The sequence below is a fragment of the Xanthomonas sp. NCPPB 1325 genome, from assembly GCF_041477645.2.
GTDB lineage: Bacteria > Pseudomonadota > Gammaproteobacteria > Xanthomonadales > Xanthomonadaceae > Xanthomonas > Xanthomonas cannabis.
In genome coordinates this window covers 2952522-2973279 of record NZ_CM192985.1, presented here as the reverse complement: position 1 = coordinate 2973279, position 20758 = coordinate 2952522, and the positions used below count along the sequence as shown (strand labels likewise).

General features: G+C 66.2%; 11 protein-coding genes. 9 read left to right on the top strand and 2 right to left on the bottom strand.

The window, feature by feature from the left end:
• Window positions 1-31 precede the first annotated feature (31 nt).
• From ACCQ10_RS12635 to ACCQ10_RS12600, 8 genes are all read left to right on the top strand, one after another.
• Window positions 32-1648 (top strand): aldehyde dehydrogenase family protein, encoded by a 1617-nt coding sequence (locus ACCQ10_RS12635; protein WP_372360853.1) that lies wholly within the window; start codon window positions 32-34, stop codon window positions 1646-1648.
• Window positions 1645-2844, top strand: coding sequence for a M24 family metallopeptidase (locus ACCQ10_RS12630; protein WP_372360852.1), 1200 nt, complete (start codon window positions 1645-1647; stop codon window positions 2842-2844). Before ACCQ10_RS12635 ends, ACCQ10_RS12630 begins: the two co-directional genes overlap by 4 nt.
• 116 nt (window positions 2845-2960) lie before the next feature.
• A complete protein-coding gene (locus tag ACCQ10_RS12625) occupies window positions 2961-4778 on the top strand; it encodes a DUF885 domain-containing protein (protein WP_372360851.1) in 1818 nt (605 codons plus the stop codon).
• Window positions 4775-6610 (top strand): DUF885 domain-containing protein, encoded by a 1836-nt coding sequence (locus ACCQ10_RS12620; protein ID WP_372360850.1) that lies wholly within the window; start codon window positions 4775-4777, stop codon window positions 6608-6610. Before ACCQ10_RS12625 ends, ACCQ10_RS12620 begins: the two co-directional genes overlap by 4 nt.
• A 488-nt stretch (window positions 6611-7098) precedes the next feature.
• Window positions 7099-8670: an APC family permease gene (locus ACCQ10_RS12615; protein ID WP_372360849.1), complete on the top strand. Its 1572-nt coding sequence runs from the start codon at window positions 7099-7101 to the stop codon at window positions 8668-8670.
• The gene (locus ACCQ10_RS12610) at window positions 8660-11008 is read left to right on the top strand and encodes a S9 family peptidase (protein WP_372360848.1); all 2349 of its coding nucleotides are present in this window, start codon (window positions 8660-8662) and stop codon (window positions 11006-11008) included. Before ACCQ10_RS12615 ends, ACCQ10_RS12610 begins: the two co-directional genes overlap by 11 nt.
• Entirely contained in the window at window positions 11005-12645 is a 1641-nt protein-coding gene (locus tag ACCQ10_RS12605) for a DUF5597 domain-containing protein (RefSeq protein WP_372360846.1), read from the top strand. Before ACCQ10_RS12610 ends, ACCQ10_RS12605 begins: the two co-directional genes overlap by 4 nt.
• A gap of 242 nt (window positions 12646-12887) precedes the next feature.
• The gene (locus ACCQ10_RS12600) at window positions 12888-13184 is read left to right on the top strand and encodes a flagellar basal body rod protein FlgC (RefSeq protein WP_372360845.1); all 297 of its coding nucleotides are present in this window, start codon (window positions 12888-12890) and stop codon (window positions 13182-13184) included.
• Between the two features lie 1216 nt (window positions 13185-14400).
• Here the strand turns inward: ACCQ10_RS12600 and ACCQ10_RS12595 are convergent.
• Window positions 14401-15567, bottom strand: coding sequence for a DUF5694 domain-containing protein (locus ACCQ10_RS12595; RefSeq protein ID WP_372360844.1), 1167 nt, complete (start codon window positions 15565-15567; stop codon window positions 14401-14403).
• A 338-nt stretch (window positions 15568-15905) separates the two neighbouring features.
• Window positions 15906-17498, bottom strand: coding sequence for a S53 family peptidase (locus ACCQ10_RS12590; RefSeq protein ID WP_372360843.1), 1593 nt, complete (start codon window positions 17496-17498; stop codon window positions 15906-15908).
• A gap of 440 nt (window positions 17499-17938) precedes the next feature.
• Here ACCQ10_RS12590 and ACCQ10_RS12585 point away from each other — a divergent pair, with 440 nt between their 5' ends.
• Complete coding sequence (locus ACCQ10_RS12585; RefSeq protein ID WP_372360842.1) at window positions 17939-20296, top strand: Tat pathway signal protein; 2358 nt, start codon at window positions 17939-17941, stop codon at window positions 20294-20296.
• Window positions 20297-20758 lie beyond the last annotated feature (462 nt).

The window sequence follows — 20758 nt, the reverse complement described above, 5'->3', positions numbered from 1 at the left end:
GGCCTGCATCCCTGTCACCGAAGGTGCCGCAATGAACGACACGAACCACTCCATTCCCACGACCGTCGCCGAGGTGCTGCTGGCAGGCCAATGGCAACCCAGCCGCCATGCGGCCGGCAGCTTCCGCGCTGCCGACCCGACCACCGGCGAGCCGATCGGCCCGCAGTTTCCGATCAGTGGCGCGGACGATGTGGAAGCCGCCGTCGCCGCAGCGCAGGCGGTGGCAACGGAACTGGCGGCTGCACCGGTGGAGCGCATCGCCGCCTTCCTGGACGCCTATGCCGACGCGCTGGATGCCGATGCCGACACCCTGGTCGCCTTGGCGCACGCCGAAACCGCGTTGCCTTCGCCCACACGCTTGCGTGGCAACGAACTACCGCGCACCAGCGGGCAACTGCGCCAGGCCGCGCAGGCGGTGCGCACGTACAGCTGGACCCATCCCGTCATCGATAACGCGGCCGATCTGCGTTCGCACCTGGCGCCGCTGGGCAAGCCGGTGCTGGTGTTCGGCCCGAACAATTTTCCGTTCGCCTTCAATGCGATCGCCGGCAGCGATTTCGCCTCGGCCATTGCCGCGCGCAACCCGGTCATCGCCAAGGCGCACCCGCTGCATCCGGCCACCAGTCAGCGCATGGCGCAGCTCGCGCATCAGGCGCTGGTCGCAGCGGGGCTGCCGGCGGCGGCCGTACAGTTGCTGTATCACTTCGACAACGCCATCGGCGTGCGACTGGCCGGCGATGCGCGACTGGGCGCGATTGGCTTTACCGGCAGCCGTGCCGGCGGGCTGGCGCTGAAGGCAGCGGCCGATGTGGCCGGCGTGCCGTTCTACGCCGAGCTGTCCAGCGTCAACCCGGTATTCCTGTTGCCGGGTGCGCTGGCCGAACGCGGCGACGCGCTTGCGCAGGACTTCTTTGCGTCCTGCACGCTGGGCAGCGGGCAGTTCTGCACCAATCCCGGCGTGGTGGTGGTGCCGCACGGCGCGGCCGGCGATGCCTTCGTTGCAGCCACCAAGGCCCATTTCGAAGCGGCCATGCCGATGGTGCTGTTCTCGGCGGCCGGTGTGCACGGTGTGCAACGCGGGGTGGCCAGCCTGCGCGCTGCCGGTGCCAGCGTACTGGCGGGCGGGCACACCGGCGAGGATGGCTACCGCTACGCGCCGACCTTGTTGAGCGTGGATGCAAAGGCCTTCATCGCCCACCCGCACGCACTGCAGGCCGAAGCGTTCGGCCCGGTGAGCCTGCTGGTGCGCGCAGCCGACGTAGCGCAGATGGCGCAGGTGGCGGCGGCATTCGAAGGCAATCTCACCGGTACGCTATATCGCGCCGGCGATGGCAGCGACGATGCGGCCTGGCAGGCCATCGCGCCGGTGTTGCGCGCGCGGGTCGGGCGGCTGATCAACAGCAAGATGCCGACCGGCGTGGCCGTGAGCGCCGCGCAGAACCACGGCGGCCCGTTCCCGAGCACCGGGCACCCGGGCTTCACCGCCGTGGGCATGCCCGGTGCAATCCGCCGTTTTGCGGCCCTGCACAGTTATGACGCGGTGCCCGATGCACTGCTGCCTGCGGAATTGCGCCAGCGCAATCCCGGCGGGGTGGCGCGGCTGGTCGATGGGCAATGGAGCACGGCCGATCTGGGAGCAGGTGCATGAGCGCACAGATCGGCGGGCTGTCGCTGGAGCAGGCGCGTGCGCAGCTGGCGCCGTGGACGCAATGCGCCGCGCCGATCGCCGCGGACGAATACGAGCGCCGCATCGAGCGCGCACGCAGCCTGATGCGCAGCCAGGGCGTGGATGCGCTGTTGATCGGCGCCGGCACCTCGCTGCGCTATTTCACCGGGGTGCCATGGGGCGCGAGCGAGCGCCTGGTGGCGTTGCTGCTGACGTCGAATGGCGAGCCGGTGCTGTTGTGTCCTGCGTTCGAAGAAGGCTCGCTGGACGCGGTGCTGAAGATCCCGGTGGCCAAGTACTTATGGGAAGAACACGACGACCCGTATGCGCTGGTGGTGCAGGCCATGGACGAGCGCCACGCGCATGCGTTGGCGCTGGACCCGGGCATTGCCTTCGCCGTGCACACCGGTCTGCGCGCGCATCTGGGCACGGCGATCCGCGATGCGGGGGCGATCGTCGACGGCTGCCGCATGTGCAAGTCGCCGGCCGAGCTGGCGTTGATGCAGCAGGCCTGCGACATGACCCTGCTGGTGCAGCGGCTGGCCGCCGGCATCGCGCACGAGGGCATCGGGACCGATCAACTGGTGCGCTTCATCGACGAGGCGCATCGCGCGCTGGGCGCGGACAACGGTTCGACCTTCTGCATCGTGCAATACGGCCATGCCACCGCATTTCCGCATGGCATCCCGGGCGTGCGGCACCTGCGCGAAGGCGAGCTGGTGCTGATCGACACCGGCTGCACCGTGCAGGGCTACCATTCCGATATCACCCGCACCTGGATCTATGGCACGCCCAACGCCGCGCAGCAGCGTATCTGGGACCTGGAGCTGGCCGCGCAGGCAGCGGCATTTGCGGCGATCCGCCCCGGTGTGGCCTGTGAGACAGTGGATCAGGCCGCGCGCACGGTGCTGGAAGCCGCAGGGCTGGGCCCGGACTACCGCTTGCCCGGCCTGCCGCATCGCACCGGCCACGGCTGTGGTCTGGCGATTCATGAGGCACCGTATCTGGTGCGCGGCAATGCGCAGCCACTGCAGCCGGGCATGTGCGCCAGCAACGAGCCGATGATCGTGGTACCCGGTGAGTTCGGCGTGCGGCTTGAAGACCATTTCCATGTCACCGACGCGGGCGCGCAGTGGTTTACGCCGCCGTCGCTGGCGATCGATCAACCGTTTGCGTGAGCCTGCCCAGATTCCCGTACCCGTAGGAGCGCGCTTGCGCGCGATGGCCGTTATCGGTAACGCCCATCGCGCGCAAGCGCGCTCCTACGACCGTCATCGCATCTTGGAGTGAATGCATGAACCACCTGCGTCCTGTCGCCATCGGCCTGCTTGCCGCCGCATTGTTTACCGCCTGCAAGCCAGCACCGCCGGCATCGGAGACGGCGTCCGCTACCACTGCCTCGGCCAATAGCGAACAAGCCGCCAAGGCCTTCGATGCGTTGCTGGACAAACAGTGGCAATACCAGCTGCAGCACAACCCGGAGTTCGCCAGCATCATCGGCGACAAGCGCTACAACGACCGCTGGAGCGATTATTCGCTGGAAGCGGTGCAGGCGGAGCGCGCCGCAACCGCGGACCTGCTCACGCAGTTTGAAGCAGTGGATGCCAAGGCGCTGGACGAGCAACGCCAGCTCAGCCTGCAGATGATGCTGGGTCAATTGCGCGACAAGCTGGAAGGCATCGACCTCAAGACCTACACGATGCCGCTGGAGCCCATCGGCGGCGTGCAGTTGGCGCTGGCCGGGTATGGTGATGCGTTTCCGTTCGAAAACGCCAAGGATTACCAGGATTACATCAAGCGTCTGCAGACGATCCCGACCGTGATCGAGCAAGTCATTGCGGTGTCGCGCCAGGGCGCGACCGATGGCCTCACCCAGCCGCGCTATCTGTTGGAGCGCCTGCCCGAGCAGATCGACAAGATTGCCGCGTTGACCGGCGAGCAGAGCCCGTTCGCCTCGCCGCTGAAAAAGCTCGATGCGGCGGTGCCGGCCGATCTACGCGACGCGCTGCGTCAACAGGTGCTCGCCGCGATCGATCAGCAGGTGCGCCCGGCCTACGGCAAATTGGCTGCGTTCGTGCGCGACGAATACGCCGCGCAAGGGCGCGCGCAGGAAGGCGTGTGGTCGCTGCCCGATGGCGAGCGCCGTTATCGCTACGCCGTCCACACCCAGACCACCACCGACATGGCGCCGGAGGAGATCCACCAGATCGGATTGAAGGAAGTTGCGCGCATCGAAGGGGAGATGACGGTGATCGCCAAGGCGCAGGGTTTTGCGGATCTGGCCAGCTTCCGCAAGGCGGTGGAGACCGACAAGCGCCACTTTGCCAGCTCCGGCGAACAGATCCTGCAGCAATACCGGCAGTACATCGCGGCGATGGAGCCGGAACTGCCCAAGCTGTTCGGGCATCTGCCCAAGACGCCGCTGGAGGTGCAGGCGATGCCGGCCTTCCGCCGCAGCGCACCCGGCGCCGAGTATTGGCAAAGCAATCCCGAAGGCACCAAGCCGGCGATCGTGAAGGTCAACACCAGCGACTTCGCCAGCCGCACGCTGATCAACATCGAAACCACCGCCTATCACGAAGGCGTGCCCGGGCATCACCTGCAGATCTCGCTTGCGCAGACGTTGCCCCTGCCGCCGTTCCGCCAGCAGGCCGGCTACAACGCCTATATCGAAGGCTGGGCGCTGTATGCCGAGCGGCTGGGCAAGGAGATCGGTTTCTTCAAGGACCCGTACAACGACTACGGCCGCCTGTCCGGCGAGTTGCTGCGCGCCAACCGGCTGGTGCTCGACACCGGTGTGCACTACAAGCACTGGAATCGCCAGCAGATGGTGGACTTCTTCCACGCGCATCCGTCCGACGACGAGCCCAGCATCCAGTCCGAAACCGACCGCTACATCGTGTGGCCCGGCCAGGCGCTGGGCTACAAGCTCGGTCAGCTGCAGATCCTGGCATTGCGCGCGGAAGCGGAAACAGAGCTGGGCGATCGTTTCGATGTGCGCGCCTTCCACGATGCGGTGCTCGGCGGCGGCGCGATGCCGCTGGCACTGTTGCAGCAGCGCGTGCGGCAGTGGATTGCGCAGGCCAAGGTGGCACCCGAGGCACGCGGATGAGGACCAGCCGCATCTGGCGCGCAAGCGCATTGAGCGTGTTGATTGCCTCCGGTCTGGGCGCCGCCGCCGTGCAGGCGCAAGCCGCAGCACCCGCACCCGCAGCAAGCACGCAAGACAGCGCGGCGGCACGTTTCAAAGCGCTGTACACGCGCGAATGGCGCTGGCGGCAGGCGCAGTTGTCGGGTGCGGTGGATGAAGACAACCAGGCCACGCAGGAACAACAATCCGACCATCTACCCAAGGTGGACGTGGCCACGCAGAACCAGCGCACGGCGTACTGGCAACAGGCGTTGAAGGAACTGGATGCCATCCCGCAGGCGCAGCTGCCGGCCGAAGATCAGGTCAGTTACCAGGTGTACCGCCAGCAATTGCTGGTGCTGCTGGATCAGCAGCGTTTTCGCGCCTGGGAAATGCCGTTCAACAGCGACTCGGCGTTCTGGAGCGACCTGGGCTTCAGCGCCGAGGCCAAGTTGCGCACGCGCGAGGATTATCAGCGCTATCTGAAGATGCTGGCCGATATCCCGCGCTGTTTCGCCGAGCACACCGACAACATGCGCGCCGGGCTGGCGCGTGGTTTCAGCCAGCCAAAGGTCACGCTGACCGGCCGCGATCAATCCATCGCCGATGTGGCGCAGGCCAAGGGTCAGGCCAATCTGTTCTACGCACCGTTCAAGCAGATGCCGGCCACCGTGCCGGCAGCGGTGCAGGCGCAACTGCGGGCGCAGGCCGTGGAGACCATCAACGCGCAGGTGGTGCCGGCGTATGCCAATTTGCTGGACTTCATCCGCACTGAGTATCAGCCGCGTGCGCGCACCACGCTGGCCGGTGAAGCGCTGCCGGATGGCAAGGACTATTACCGCGCGCAGATCCGCGAGTTCACCACGCTGGAGGTGAGCCCCGATCAGATCCACCAGATCGGTCTGGACGAGGTTGCCAAGCTGCGGACGCAGATGGACCAGACCATCGCAGCCAGCGGCTTCAAAGGGCCGGCCGGGCAGGCGGTGTTTCCGGCATTCCTGCATTTCCTGCGCACCGACCCGCAGTTCTATGCCAAGACGCCGGACGAGCTGCTCAAGCAGGCGGCGTGGATCGCCAAGCGCGTGGATGCCAAGGTAGGCGACTACATTGGCCGGCTGCCGCGACGCCGCTTCGCCATCGAGCCGGTGCCGCCGGAGCTGGCGCCGTTCTATACCGGCGGTCGTGGCGGCCCGGGCATCTATCTGGTCAACACCTACAACCTGCCGTCGCGGCCGCTGTACAACCTGACCGCGCTGACCTTGCATGAGTCGTCGCCCGGCCACGCATTGCAGATGCCGTTGGCGGCGGAGGCGCAGGGCTTGCCGGAGTTCCGCCGCTACGGCTACATCTCCGCGTATGGCGAAGGCTGGGCGTTGTATTCGGAGTACCTGGGCCAGGAAATGGGCATGTACGACACGCCCTATGACCGCTTCGGCTATCTCACGTATCAGATGTGGCGTGCCTGCCGGTTGGTGATCGACACCGGTCTGCATCACAAGGGCTGGACGCGCGAACAGGCGCAGGCATATCTGCGCGACAACACCGCGCTGAGCGAACACGAAGTGACCACCGAGGTGGACCGCTATATCGCCTGGCCGGGGCAGGCGCTGTCGTACTACCTGGGCGAGTTGAAGATCATCGAATTGCGGCACAAGGCCGAAGCCGCGCTCGGCGAGAAGTTCGACATCCGCGCCTTCCACGACGCGATCCTGGAAACCGGTTCGGTGCCGCTACCGGTGCTGGAGCAGCGCATCGACCGTTTCATCGGCGAGGGCGGGAAGTCGCCTTGGGCGCAGGAGGTGTCGAAGCAGTAGCAATGCTGAGCCCCTCTCCCGACGGGGCGAGAAGGCACAGTTTGCACGCCACTGGCGCGCGTGCCTTGGAGCGCCCGTGCCACAAGCGCGGGCCGGGGCGCGGAGCGGGGGGGGGGTGAGGGTACGGAGCGAAGCCGCGCAAAGCCAAATCGGCACGAGGCTGCGCCCGTACCCTCATCCGCCCCTTCGGGGCACCTTCTCCCGGAGGGAGAAGGGGGCGTCGTTCGAGCCCCTCTCCCGACGGGGCGAGAAGGCACAGTTTGCACGCCACTGGCGCGCGTGCCTTGGAGCGCCCGTGCCACAAGCGCGAGCCGGGGCGCGGAGCGGGGGGGGGGGGGTGAGGGTACGGAGCGAAGCTGCTCAGGGTCGAAATGGCACGAGGCTGCGCCCGCGCCCTCATCCGCCCCTTCGGGGCACCTTCTCCCGGAGGGAGAAGGGAACAGCTGCAGTAATTAGAAATCGGCTACAACCATTCCAACGGGGGCACCATGGCCACGCAAGGCAAGTTCCACAAGCGGCTCAGCCTTACCGACCTGACCTTTATCGGGCTGGGTTCGATCTTCGGTTCCGGGTGGTTGTTTTCGGCCAGCCATGTGTCCTCCATTGCGGGGCCGGCAGGCATCGTGTCGTGGATCCTCGGCGGCATCGCCGTCTTGCTGCTGGGCCTGGTCTATTGCGAACTCGGTGCGGCGTTGCCGCGCGCTGGTGGGGTGGTGCGCTACCCGGAGTATTCGCATGGTGCCTTGCTCGGCTCGCTGACTGGCTTCATCACGCTCATCGGGTTTTCAAGCTTGATCGCGATCGAAGTGGAGGCGGCGCGGCAATATGCAGCGGCGTGGTTCCCGTGGTTGAGTCAGCCCAACAGCACGCACCCCAGCATCTGGGGCTGGCTGGTGCAGCTGGCCTTGCTGGTGCTGTTTTTCCTGCTCAACTACTTCAGCGTCAAGACCTTCGCGCTGGCCAACAACATCGTCAGCATCTTCAAGTTCCTGGTGCCGATCCTGGTGATCGTGCTGCTGATGAAGCACTTCAATGCCGGCAATCTGAGCATGCACGGGTTCGCGCCCTCGGGCATGGCCGGGGTGGAAGCGGCGATCTCAGCCGGCGGCATCATCTTCGCGTATCTGGGGCTGACCCCGATCGTGTCGGTAGCCAGCGAGGTGCGCGACCCGCAGCGCAATATCCCCATCGCCTTGATCCTGTCGGTGGCGCTGTCCACGGTGATCTACGTGCTGCTGCAGCTGGCGTTTCTGGGCAGCATTCCGGCCGCACAGCTGGCGCAAGGGTGGACCGGCATCGACAAGGCCTTCTCGCTGCCATACCACGACATCGCACTGGCCCTGGGCATGGCGTGGCTGGCGGCGCTGGTGATCTGCGATGCCATGGTATCGCCCAGCGGCACCGGCAATATCTACATGAATGCAACCCCGCGCGTGGTGTACGGATGGGCACGTAGCGGCGGGTTCCTGCCAGTGCTGACGCGGGTGGACCCGGCGTCGGGCATTCCGCGCCCGGCCCTGTGGTTGAGCCTGGGCCTGTCGATTTTCTGGACCTTGCCGTTCCCGTCCTGGGAGACCTTGATCGGCGTGGTATCGGCCGCCTTGGTGCTGAGCTATGCGGTGGCGCCGGTGACGGTGGCAGCCCTGCGCCGCAGCGCGCCGGAATTGCCGCGCCCGTTTTTCGTCCGCGGCCTGACGGTATTGGGGCCGCTGTCGTTCATGGTGGCGGCGTTGATCGTGTACTGGTCCACCTGGCCCACGTTGTCGTGGTTGCTTGGCTTGCAGGTGCTGGCGTTTGCGCTGTACGTGCTGTATCGCCTGCCATCGCGCGAAGGCCGTACCCGCCTGTTGCGGCAGGTACGCGCGTCGTTGTGGCTGATCGTGTTCTTCGTGCTGGTGATGCTGGTGTCGTGGGCCGGCACCTTCGGTGGACACGGCTGGATCGCGCATCCGTTCGATACGTTGAGCGTGGCGGTGATCGCGTTCTTCATCTACCACTGGGGTGCGCGCAGCGGCCTGCGCAGCGATGAACTGGCATTGGAGGAGGACGATGGTGAGTGATGCCTTGCGCTGCGCATGGCTGGCGCAGGCCTCGCGCACCATGGCCGCATGCGTGCTGTTGCTTGCAACCGCTGCGCAAGCCGCACCTAGCGTGGCCGATTACCATCGTTCGCTGGGCCTGCGCGCGCACTGGAGCACGCTGACCGAGAACGTCGCCTGGCCGGCGTACTGGCAGGACAACGGCAGGTTCCATTACCGCAAGACGGTGCCAGGTGGGTTTGCCTTCATGCGCGTGGACGTCGCCACGTTGCACAAGCAGCCCGCCTTCGATCAGGCGCGCGTGGCCCAGGCGCTGCAGGCAGCCACCGGCACTGCCTATGCGGCGTTGATGTTGCCATTCGAGCGGTTTGCGTATGCGCAGGAAGGCGCGCGTGAGGACGGGGCGATCGTGTTCGCCATCGAGGACGCTGCGTGGCGCTGTACCTTGACCACCTACCGCTGCGCGCCCGACGATCCCGGCCGGCAGCCGCAGGGGCAACAGCGGCCGCGCGGCTTTGGCGTGGTGCGCGACCCGGACGTGGCGGCCGATACCACGCCACGCCGTTCGCCCGACGGGCAGTGGGAGGCGCTGGCCGATGGCTGGAACCTGGTCGTGCGCCGGGTGGCCGATGGCCAGCTGGTCCAGCGCACCGACGATGGCCGTGCGGAAGACTATTTCGATCCGGAGAGTATTGCCTGGTCGCCCGATTCGCAGCAGCTGGCGGTGTATCGGGTACGGCCGGGCACTGCGCGCCGGGTCACCCGTGTGGAGGCCGCACCGGCCGGTCGCCTTCAGCCGGTAGTGCACACCCAGCTGTATCCCAAGCCGGGCGATGCGGTGGATGTGGAACGGCCGGTGCTGCTGGCCGTGGATGGCAGCCGGCGCGTGGTGGATAACGCCTTGTTCGCCACGCCATATTCGTTGTCGCCGCTGCAATGGCGCAGCGATGGCCGCAGTGTGAGCTTCGAGTATGTGCAGCGTGGCTTTCAGCATATGCGCGTGATTGCAGTGGATGCGCGCACTGCACGCGCGCATGTGGCCGTTGGCGAAGATGCGCGCACGTTCGTGTATGCCGATCGCAGCTTTCGCCACGACGTGGATGGGCGCGGCGATGAGGTGTTGTGGATTTCAGAACGTGACGGTTGGCGGCACCTGTATCTGTTCGATGGCCGCAGCGGCAAGGTCAAACGCCAGATCACGCGCGGGCAGTGGGTGGTGCGCGATGTGCTGCGCGTGGACGATGCGCAGCGCCGCATCTGGTTCGCCGCCAGCGGCATGGACGCCGGCAAGGACCCGTACTACCGGCAGCTCTACCGCGTGGATTTCGATGGCCGCCACTTGACCCGGCTCACCAACGCCAATGCGGATCACGATGTGGCCATTGCCGACGATGGCCGGCATTACGTGGATGTGTATTCGCGCCCGGACCTGCCGCCGGTGATGGAGCTGCACGCCATCGATGGGCAACTGCTGCGCACCGTTGAGCGCGGCGATATCGGCAGGCTGCAGGCCGCCGGCTGGCGTGCGCCGGAGACCTTCGTGGCCAAGGGCCGCGATGGCAGCACCGATATCTGGGGCATGGTGGTGCGCCCGCGCGATTACGACCCGCGCAAAACATACCCGGTGATCGAAAACATCTACGCCGGGCCGCACGACGCCTTCGTGCCCAAGACGTTCTGGCCGTTCGGCTACCACTCCGGCGGCGACAAGCAGATCGGCATGCAGGCGCAGGCCGATCTGGGTTTCATCGTGGTGATGATCGATGGCATGGGCACCGCCAACCGTTCCAAGGCGTTTCACGATGTGGCATGGAAAAATCTGGGCGATTCCGGCTTTGCCGACCGCATCGCCTGGCATCACGCGCTGGCCGCGAAGGATCCTTCGTACGACATCAGCCGGGTCGGCATCTATGGCGCATCGGCCGGCGGGCAGAGCACGCTGGGTGCACTCGAACGCCATCCGGAGTTCTACAAGGTGGGCGTGGCGTTTGCCGGTTGCTACGACAACCGCATGGACAAGATCAGCTGGAACGAGCAGTGGATGGGCTGGCCGGTGGATGCGAGCTATGCGCAGGCATCCGGCGTGGTCAACGCCAGCAAGCTGCAGGGCGACCTGCTGCTGATCGTCGGCGAGCAGGACAGCAATGTCGACCCGGCCTCCACTGCGCAGGTGGTCGATGCCTTGATCAAGGCCGGCAAGCAATTCGATCTGCTCAACGTGCCCGGTGGCGAGCATTCGGTGGGCCGCTCCAGCGGGCCGATCGACTACGTGCAACGCCGTCAATACGACTTCTTCGTGCGCCACCTGCGCAACGAACCCACGCCGAACTGGAACTCACTACCGTCGGAGGCGCGATGATGCATGTGCTTGCCCTGAAAATACCGCAGCCGCGTGGCCGCTTCGCGGCGCTGCTGTGGTCGCTGGTGTTACTTGCAGTCGGTGTGCCGCTGCTTGCCAGCGCAGCAGAACTGCCGCGCTTCGTCACCCAGAACGGCCGTCATGCGCTGTTTGTCGATGGCGCGCCATACACCGTGCTGGCCGCGCAGCTGCACAACTCCAGTGCCTGGCCAGCCGTGCTGCCCAAGGCGCTGGATGAGGTGGTCGCGCTGCATGCCAACACCGTGGAAGCGCCGGTGTATTGGGAGCAGTTCGAGCCGATGCAGGGCCGCTTCGATACCACCAATGTGGATGCGCTGATTGCCGGGGCCCGCAAGCGTGGCCTACGCGTGGCCTTGCTGTGGTTCGGCAGCTGGAAGAACGGCCAGATGCATTACGTGCCGGAGTGGATCAAGCGCGACGAGACCACGTACCCACGCATGCGCGATGCCAATGGCGAACCGGTGGACGTGCTGTCGCCGCATGTGGCCGCCAACATGCAGGCCGATGCGCGCGCCTTCACCGCGTTGATGCGGCACCTGCGCAAGGTGGATGGCGACCGCCACACGGTGATCCTGGTGCAGGTGGAAAACGAACCCGGTGCGATCGGCACCGTGCGCGACCATGGCCCCGCCGGCGAGGCCGCGTTCGCACAACCGGTGCCGGCCGAGATCGCGCGCGCACTGGGCAAGCCGCAGGGCAGCTGGCAGCACCTGTTCGGCGCCGAAGCGGCCGAAGCGTTCAACGCGCATGCCACCGCCGCCTACATCGAGCAGGTGGCTGCCGCCGGCAAGCGTACGTATCCACTGCCGCTCTACGTCAATACCTGGCTGCGCTACAAGGGCAAGCGCTATCCAGGCATGGACTATCCCTCCGGCGGTGCCACGGTGAACATGTTCGCGCTCTGGCGCGCGGCCACGCCGTCGATCGACTTCATCGGCACCGACATCTACACCAACGATTACAACGAATACACCAAGGTCATCGGCCAGTACGCGCGGCCCGACAACCCGGCCTGGGTGTCGGAAACCGGCTTCGAAGCGGCCACCGCGCCCTATCTGTTCCATGTGCTGGGGCAGGGCGGGATCGGTTTTTCGGTGTTCGGCATGGATGGCAACCCCGACAGCGAGGCCAATCGCGCCGCAATCGCTGCGCACGCGGCCAACTTCAAGCTGCTTGCGCCGATGCAGCGAATTCTGGCGCAGGCCGCCTTCGACGGCCGGCTGCAGGCGGTGGCCGAACAACCCGGCGCACCGCAGCGCACGCTGCGCTTCGGCGAGTGGGAGGCCAAGGTGTCGTTCGGTGCGCCACTATGGGGCGATGCGCCGCCCATTCTGCCCGGCAACGACGACCATGCAGGCCGGTTGCTGGTAGCCCAGCTGGGGCCGGAAGAATTTCTGGTGACCGGCATGGCTGCGCGCATTGAATTTTTCCGCGACGCGGCCGATACCCGTCATGGACAACTGTTGCGGGTGGAGCAGGGGCGGTATGTCGATGGGCGCTGGCAGGTAGAAAGGCAGCTCAACGGCGACCAGACCGACTACGGGCTCAACTTCGGGCGTGTGGATGCGGCCGGCAATGTGCCTGTGGTGTTGCGCGTGCGGGTGGGCACGTATTGAGCGTGGGCGAGGCGACCGTGCAGCCGTGAGGCCGGCGTTGTCGCAGTTGCCAGGTAGGACATGTGGATGTGGAGCAGATGGGTCGCAGTTGCTGTTCGCTGGGTCCATCCGCGTAAAGGCTAGCCAGCGGTTAGCTTGCAGTAAACGCGACAGCAGCGCGGCGCGGTTGTGATCGGCGCTGCGCCGGCTGGTGAGTAGACGCGCGCCCTCGCTTTTTTTGTAGTTTTTGCACCGGAGCCATCATGAGCATCAACAGCATCGCCAGTTCCGGAATGCAGGTGGCCGCACTGCGCCAGCAGGTGGCCGCCAGCAACGTGGCGCGCCAGCCGGTGGACGGCAGCCCACGGCAGGCCGTTGCCGCCAGCACGCAGGCCAATGGCGGCGTGGCCGCCAGCGTGGTCGATGCCGGTGCCGATCCATCGGCGCCGGCCACCGATCTGGTGGAAGGGCTGTCGGCGCGCAACGATTTCCAGGCAAATGCCACCGCGCTGCGGCGCTCCGACGAGATGTTGGGCAGCTTGCTGGATGTGTTGACCTAAGCGGCGCGGAGTGGACGACTGCCGTGGTCGTTCTGATCCGCCGGGTACACGGCGGTCGGTCTGATCGCCCACCCGGCGACATCCGTCTGCTGCTTGGCTGCAAGGACCAGTGGAGATGGTCGGTGCGCAGAGCTTTCGATCAAACAGCCAGCAGAATTTCTGGTGCGATGATTTTGTTCTTCCATAAAGCCACCAGCTAACTATCTGGTGGTTGCACCGCGCGCTCGAGTTCTTCGCGTTTGCTGCAGGGCCCTTGCCCGCCCACCATCGCGGGACACGCTGCAAGTACGTCCATGTAGCTCCGTGGCGGCATCCATGCCGCCAAGGGTCCCGCGACGATGGGCGGGCAAGGACCAATCAAGTTGGTCGGTGCGTAGAGTTTTCAACCAAGTAACTATCAGGGCTCTGCTGTGGCTTCTTGGTTCTTCAATAAAACTACCAGCCAACTATCTGGTGCGGTGTCCTCACCGATTGCGGGACCCTTGGCGGCATTGATGCGGCCAAGGAGCCCCCATGGATGGATTTACGGCGTGTCCCGCGAGCGGTGAGGGCGCCGCGCCCTCGACCAGACGTGAAGACAGCCAAGTGATCGCAGTGCGCACAGTGCAGGCGTCTCGACCTGATTGCTCATGACGGACAGATCAGGCGGAGAGCGGATCATCTGCGCCTTTGCTGCAAGGCCCTTGCCCGCCCACCATCGCAGGACACGCTGCAAGTACGTCCATGTAAGCTCCGTGGCGGCATCCATGCCGCCAAGGGTCCCGCGACGGTGAGCGGGCAAGGACCAGTCGCGTTGGTCGGTGTGCAGAGCTTTTAACAGAGCAACCAGTAAACCGTGCGACGCGGTATCTTCGCTCTTCAGTAGAACCACCAGCCAACTGTCTGGTGCGGTGTCCTCACCGATTGCGGGACCCTTGGCGGCATGGATGCCGCCACGGAGCCCCCATGGATGGGTTTACGGCGTGTCCCGCGAGCGGTGAGGGCACCGCGCCCTCGACGTCTTGCGTGTGCTGCAGAGCCCTTGCCCACCCACCATCGCAGGACACGCTGTAAGTACGTCCCTATAAGCTCTGGCGCGGCATCCATACCGCCCACGGCCCCACGAGCGGTGAGGACGCCACCCTCGACGCTGCGGTATTTGCTGCAATTCAGACGCAATGACGTCACTGTGCACTTGACCAAAAGCATCATGCTGCAATCGTGGTACTCATCGCCGTCATTGCTCGTCACTGCCCAACACCTGCGCTGCGTCCACGACATCCACGCCCTGTAGTTGGCCTAGCCACTGATCGAACCAGGGCTTGTGCATGGCACCGACCACTGCAAGCACGCGTGCACCGGGTTGGTCGGCAAAGCTGGCGCGGACATTGGACACCATGCGCAGGTTGCGGATTTCCCAACCGGAGACGTAGCGATAACCATAGTGCTGCGTCGAGCTTTCGCTCAATGCGGCGCGAAAATCCACCGCGATGGCCAACTGCTGGCTGGCTGGTAGATTGATCGCGCGGTAGAGCTCCAGCAGTCTGCCTTCGCCAGCCAGGGTGTCTTCATGCGCACGCATGGCACGTGCTCGCGGCGCGGCCTTGTCCCAGGCTGCTTGAATTGCCTTGCCGTAGGCCGCCGGATCGCCCAGATCGACGTTGTCGCCGGTGTGATCGTCGGCCGGGTACACACGCTGTAAACCAAGCTGTGCTGCCAGCCGCGCGGCGATCTGGTTGCTCTCGTTGGGGTGGTCCTCTGCCTTGCGCAAGTGGGCGACCAGCACGGCATCCAACCCGTCGCCGGCGTGCTGCTCTGCGTGCGCCAGCTGCAGCCATTGCACGAGCCCAGAGGAGGGATCGCCCGCGGCAAGAAACAACGCCGCCAGCCGGCGACGTTGTGCCGCCGTCGGTGCGTCCGGCCAGGACTTCAGTGCGGTACGCGCCTGGCCAATGGCGGTTGGCACATCCAGACCAGTGGCCCGCGCAGCCTCGGTGGTGTCCGGACAATAGGTGGTGGTGTCTTCCGGCAGATAGATCATGGGATGTCTGCGCATCAAATCGCAGGTTTCGCCCGAAAGATTCTCCGTCGTGATGATGGTGGGCTTGTAGGCCGCCAGCCGGTCAAGCAACGGTTGCAGGCGCGCGGCAGAGACATCGCTGCCCTTGGGTAACTGCGACAGGTGTACGCTGCCAAGAACCAGCACCTGCGTGCGTGGCGCGGCCATCTCTGCATCCAGTTGCGACAGGTCCACCTGTGCCTGTGCGATGCAGGGCGTGATGAGCGTGAGCGCCGCCGACCACAGCTTGCGACGTCGCAGTCGGGTGGGCACGACCGGTGATGGAGCGGAACGTGCATCGGCTGTGTCGCCGCCGCCCGCTTTGGGATAGGAGGGAATCTGCATGACGTTCCTTGTGGAATGCGCATATCCGCGCTGCCGCAAGCGCACGCCGCGGCAGTGGACGTGCGGTGAGTGTGCCCGAGGCAGCAGGCATCGGGCCCGGCCGGAAAGTCATGCGGTCAAATGGCAGGGGGCGTTAGCGTGCACAGACCACGACGCGCCTGCCTGATGCCGAAACATCGGCCGCGTGGTACGCGCCGCGCGCAAGTCGCCTGCGTCTGCGACTGCGTCAGGCAAACCTGCAGAGAGCCGAGAGGGGAGCGGCGAATGCGGCGGCAGTCACCACGCTTAGACACGCGCGTTGGTGCTGGCCCTATGCGCCGTGACGGCCGCCCGCGGTATCACCCGCGGCGCTCTCGGTCCGGTCGCAGCGCGTCGGTCAGGCGTGCGCCGTCGGGCACGCCCAATCCCGTGTTGGCATCCCAGCCGGCGGATGCACGGAAGCCGGCGTTGTCGCCGGCAACGATGTCGCGGAACGCATCCGGTCGCCCGTACAGGCGCGGCAGCACGAAGTGGGGCTGCATTCCGTTTGCACCATAGATGCGTGCCAGCAGGGCCGCCCATAGGGGTGCGGCGGCACTGGTCCCGCCCATCACCGCCGGCTGCCCGTTGATCGACAGGTAGTAACCGGTCTGCGCATCGGCGTTGGCGGCCACATCGGGAACGCCGCGCATGCGCAGTTGGCGAGATTGGTGCTGCGCATCGGTCAGGCGCAGATCTTTCTGCCAGGCCGGGCGTGCGAAAAACCTGCTTTGTCCGCCGCCGCCGTTGGCCCACGCCTGCTCGTCGGCGCTGTCCGCCGTGACCTGCAGCCGGGTGCCGCCGCAGGCCAGCACGAACGGGCTGGATGCCGGAAAGCACACGTTCAAGCCAGGCTGCCCATCGCTGGCCCCGTCGTCGCCGGCGGCGATGCACACCGTAATGCCCAGCAACGCCGCTGCCTGAAACGCGCAGTCGTAGGCCTGGCGCGATTGCGGCGTCCACTGCGCTTCGGTGAAGCCCCAGCTGATGCAGATCACGCCGGGCGCGTGCTCGGTATCGTGGATGGCGGCATTGATCGCCTCGAGAAACCCGTTGTCGGTATTGGGGGCGAAATAGATCACCAGTTTGGCGCCCGGTGCGATGGCACCGGCGATCTGGATATCCATCTGCGCTTCGACATCGGCATCATCGGTGCCGGTCCCGGCGACATTGTCGGCGCCCGGCAGCACCACATCCACCAGGGTGGGCATGGGCAGGCGCAGCTGCGCGAAATAGGTCTGCATCTGTGCACGCGTGTAACCGCCGCCCAGCACGATGATGCCGATGCACTGCCCGTGCCCGCCGTGCTCGGGAAAGCCGTAGAGCTGGGCCAGTTGCGGCGGCGTGTACTGCATGATCGGCGCGTCGCCTTCTGCCGGCGCCACCGGTGGCGTGGGTGCCTGTGCCGCCGCTTGTGTGGGCACGGGCGTGGGTGCGGCGGGCAGGGTCTGCGCCTGCGGGCGCGCATCCAGCCCCAGCACGCCGGTGACGATGCCGTCGAGCGTCTGCGGGATCGATACCGGGCCGGTGCGGCCGCGATATCGCATTGCACCGTCCACGTACTCGCGCAGGCTCACCTGGAAAGCGGATTCGCACTGCTGCACGCTGCCTTCCAAGATGACGTTGCCGCTGTCGGCATGCGCGCGCTCCACCCTGAGCCCGTAGCTGGCCGCGAACTGCGCAACCGCCTGCAGATCGGCCTGGCTGGCCGCAAAGCGTGCACTGAATTCCTCACGCGAGAATGCCACCGGCAAGGTGCCTGCCTGTAGCTGCAGCAAGACCTCGGCAGCGGCGTTGAGCGCCGGCATGCGTAGCACCAGTAGCACGCGCAGGCGCTCATCCCCTGGCGGTGGCCCCGCCTGGAGCGTGGCGGGCACGGGTTGGCGTTCACTGCCGGGGAGGATGGTATGCATGCAGGATGGCTCTCGATCGGGAGGGGGCGTTGCACCGCGCGCGGCAGGCCGGTGTGGAGGTCGGCTGCCGCCAGGCGCAACCACGCCCCAGCCCGCCTGCACCGCGATCTGCGTGACAGTAAAGCGCATGCACCGTCTGGGTAGCGACTTGCCGACGCACGTGCTCGATCGCCAGGCGAAGTGAGACGCGCTTCGGTGGCACCAATGGCAAACAGGGCGTGCAGCGTCGCAGCCAGGCCAGCGTGCTGCAGCAGCGCCTCAGATCCTGCGACAGCGCCATCGTCCTGTGCGCACTGCAACGCCTTGCATCGGCAAGCGCCTGCGCGGCCCTGCCGTGCATCGGGCGGTGTGCAGAGTTCCGCACGCGCGTCCGACCTGTGCCACAAGACGCCGAGGGGCGGCGCGCGCACGATGCGGGTTGATCACTCAAGGGCGCGACGATGGATCGGAGAAGCTTTCTGCGGCAGGGCGTGGCCGCAACCGCGGCACTCGGCACCGGCGCAGCGCTGGCGGCGCAGGCCGTTCCCTCGGCTGCACCGTTGCCTCCTCCGCCTGCACCGCCGCGGCTGGAGCCGCTGCCCTCGGCAGCGCACGTGGGCAGCAAGCTCTGCAGTGTTCGGCACCTGCAGCAGGACTGGACCGTCTACGAGCATCTCGACGACCCACAGGGTGCGCTGACGCTGTGGACCGACAGCGGCATGCTGCGCCTGGACAAACGCACCGAGCCGGCCTATCCGGCAGAGGGCAAGCCCTACTTCGGCATGCCGCTGGCCGAAGTGGCGATGGCCGAAGCCGACTTGCTGGCCGACCGCCTGCTGCGCGATGGCGACCCGGACGAGGCGCAGGTGCGCGATGTGGCGCCGCCGCCCGCATCCTTGCTCGACCCCAAGGACAACGGCGGCCGCTGGCCGTGGACCACCTTTGTAGGCACGCGCGAAAGCCTGGACACCATGCCCATCCTGCCCAACGGCCGCAGCCGCACCTCGCGTCCGGAACATGCCTTCACCGAGCTGGGCGAGGAAGCGCTGATCAAGCGCCGCGAAGAAGGCATGCTGGGTGGCTGGATGCCGGCGGTGCGCAAGGTCATGCGCTGCCAAGGCGAGCCCGATGCCTGGTACGACGTGCTGGTGTTTGCCGATGTGCGCGCCACTGATCGCTTCGTGGTGCAGACCTGGCACCGCACGATGCATGTGCGGGGCGGCGAAATCGTGGCGGCGCATTACACGCACAGTTACCCCGAATTTCCGCCATCGCGCAGCGCCGCCACTGCCGAACAGTTCTACGCGGCGTTGATCGATTTTGCGGCGTACTGGCAACAGGCATTGGATGGCACGGTACAGGCGCAACTGCCCGATAACAGCTGGAACGACATGGCGCAATTCGCGTTCGCACGCGAGCTGGTGGTGCGCCCGGGTGGCGATTATCCCAAGTACGGTGCCGTGGAGCGCGACTATTACGGCAACGAATACGATGGTTTCCAGGACACGTTTACCAGTTCGTTCTACGCCAACCTGGAGTGGGGCCGCTTCGCGCAGGCGGCGGCGGTGCTCGATAACTACTTCGACGATTTCGTGCAGGACGATGGCTTGCCGAACATGCGTGGGCCCGAGGTCGGCCAGTTCGGGCTGACCTTGTCGCTGCTGGCGCGCTACCTGCGTTACACCGGCGATGTGCCACGGCTGCAGCGCTTGTTGCCCAAAATTTCGGCCACCGCACAGGTGCTATGCGATCTCCACGACCAGGCACTGGCATTGCCGCGCAGCGCGCACGGGCATGGCCTGCTGCATGGCTGGAACGAATCCGATGCCTGCCTGTTTCCCGATCCATCATTGTGGTGGAAGCCGTATTACGCCAACAGCGCGCTGACGATCCGGGGTTGGGAAGACATCGCGCAGGTGTGGAGCGCACTCGGCGGCGATGTTGGCCAGGCAACGCAGTGGCAGCGCCGCGCCAGGCAACTGCGCGCGCGCCTGGAAGCCAGCCTGCGTGCCAACGTGCGCCGCAACCTCTCGCCACGGTATGTGGGCCCGTTGCCCGGCACCACACTGACCTTCCGCCAATCGCTGCTGCAGGAAAAACCCAGCGAACAGCAATGGCCGCATCGTGCCTATGCCGAGCTGCTGCAGGCCGACGTACTGCCGGACGATCTGGCCAACCTGGTGGTCGATTGCCTGCGCGGCCATGGCGGTACCAGCATCGGGGTGGTGGCCAATATCGCGCCGCCGGAACCGGGCAGCCGCGATCTGCTCGGCTTCATCTCCTACGGCTATGCGCAGCAGCTGCTGCGGCTGGATCGCATCGAGGAGTACCTGCTGTTCGTCTACGCCCACCGCTACCAGGTGCACACGCGCGGCAGCTGGACGGCAGGCGAGGTCAGTGGCATCACCGGTGGCATGCCGTTGTTCTGCATGCCGGCGCAGATGACCATTCCGCTGCTGCTGCGCTGGATGCTGGTCAGCGACGACAGCGCGGGCGAGCAGCTGTTCCTTGCCCGCGCGCTGCCACGTGCGTGGCTGGGCAGTGGTGCACACGTCGGCATCACCGCGGCGCCCACGCGCTGGGGCATGGTCACGCTGAGCCTGCGGACCGATGTGGCCGCGCGGCGTATCGATGCAGAGGTGCAGTTACCCGTGCGCGCACCCAAACGCACCTGGCTGACCCTGCGTGCACCAGCGGGCACGCGCCTGCAGCGCGTGCTCATCGACGAGACACCGGCGCGCCTGCAAGGTCCGCATGCTGACCGCGTGGCGCTGCCCGCAGGCGCGGCAACGGTCAGGGTGAAGGCGTGGTACGGCTGAGGCACGGCACCGCACGCCAGCCCGGCGGTGCTGCGCCGCCGGGCCGTGCGGCATTGCGCAATTGGCACAACTGCTGACCTTCCCGATATGCCCGACCCCAGGCGCTGCAATCGGTGCGCCTCGCCGGTGCGCCAGCACCCACGATGCCGCGCACGCCTTGCAGGAATGGAAGGGTGTGGCCGTCAAAGCGAAGCATGCCCCCGGTGCCGGCGCTGCCGATGCTGCACCGTGAGTACTAGTGGCTCCTGGCCCGCTCTTCACGAGGACACGCACGCACCTCGTCGTACGTCAATCGTCGCGTGCTGCATCAGCATCCAGCGCTAGCGGCCATCTCGCCGGTGATCCTTGCGCCCCGTTGCAATGGCCTCTCGCACGTTTGCAACCCCGGCAATCACTGCACATCAGTGTGCGTGCGATTGCGGACTGAAGCGCGTTCGCGCCGACGGCGCACGATGGTTCACT

Excerpts from the sequence above, each read along its gene's own strand:
- ACCQ10_RS12635 (WP_372360853.1), top strand. The coding sequence starts at position 32 with ATGAACGACACGAACCACTCCATTCCCACGACCGTCGCCGAGGTGCTG.
- ACCQ10_RS12630 (WP_372360852.1), top strand. The coding sequence starts at position 1,645 with ATGAGCGCACAGATCGGCGGGCTGTCGCTGGAGCAGGCGCGTGCGCAG.
- ACCQ10_RS12625 (WP_372360851.1), top strand. The coding sequence starts at position 2,961 with ATGAACCACCTGCGTCCTGTCGCCATCGGCCTGCTTGCCGCCGCATTG.
- ACCQ10_RS12620 (WP_372360850.1), top strand. The coding sequence starts at position 4,775 with ATGAGGACCAGCCGCATCTGGCGCGCAAGCGCATTGAGCGTGTTGATT.
- ACCQ10_RS12615 (WP_372360849.1), top strand. The coding sequence starts at position 7,099 with ATGGCCACGCAAGGCAAGTTCCACAAGCGGCTCAGCCTTACCGACCTG.
- ACCQ10_RS12610 (WP_372360848.1), top strand. The coding sequence starts at position 8,660 with ATGGTGAGTGATGCCTTGCGCTGCGCATGGCTGGCGCAGGCCTCGCGC.
- ACCQ10_RS12605 (WP_372360846.1), top strand. The coding sequence starts at position 11,005 with ATGATGCATGTGCTTGCCCTGAAAATACCGCAGCCGCGTGGCCGCTTC.
- ACCQ10_RS12600 (WP_372360845.1), top strand. The coding sequence starts at position 12,888 with ATGAGCATCAACAGCATCGCCAGTTCCGGAATGCAGGTGGCCGCACTG.
- ACCQ10_RS12595 (WP_372360844.1), bottom strand. The coding sequence starts at position 15,567 with ATGCAGATTCCCTCCTATCCCAAAGCGGGCGGCGGCGACACAGCCGAT.
- ACCQ10_RS12590 (WP_372360843.1), bottom strand. The coding sequence starts at position 17,498 with ATGCATACCATCCTCCCCGGCAGTGAACGCCAACCCGTGCCCGCCACG.
- ACCQ10_RS12585 (WP_372360842.1), top strand. The coding sequence starts at position 17,939 with ATGGATCGGAGAAGCTTTCTGCGGCAGGGCGTGGCCGCAACCGCGGCA.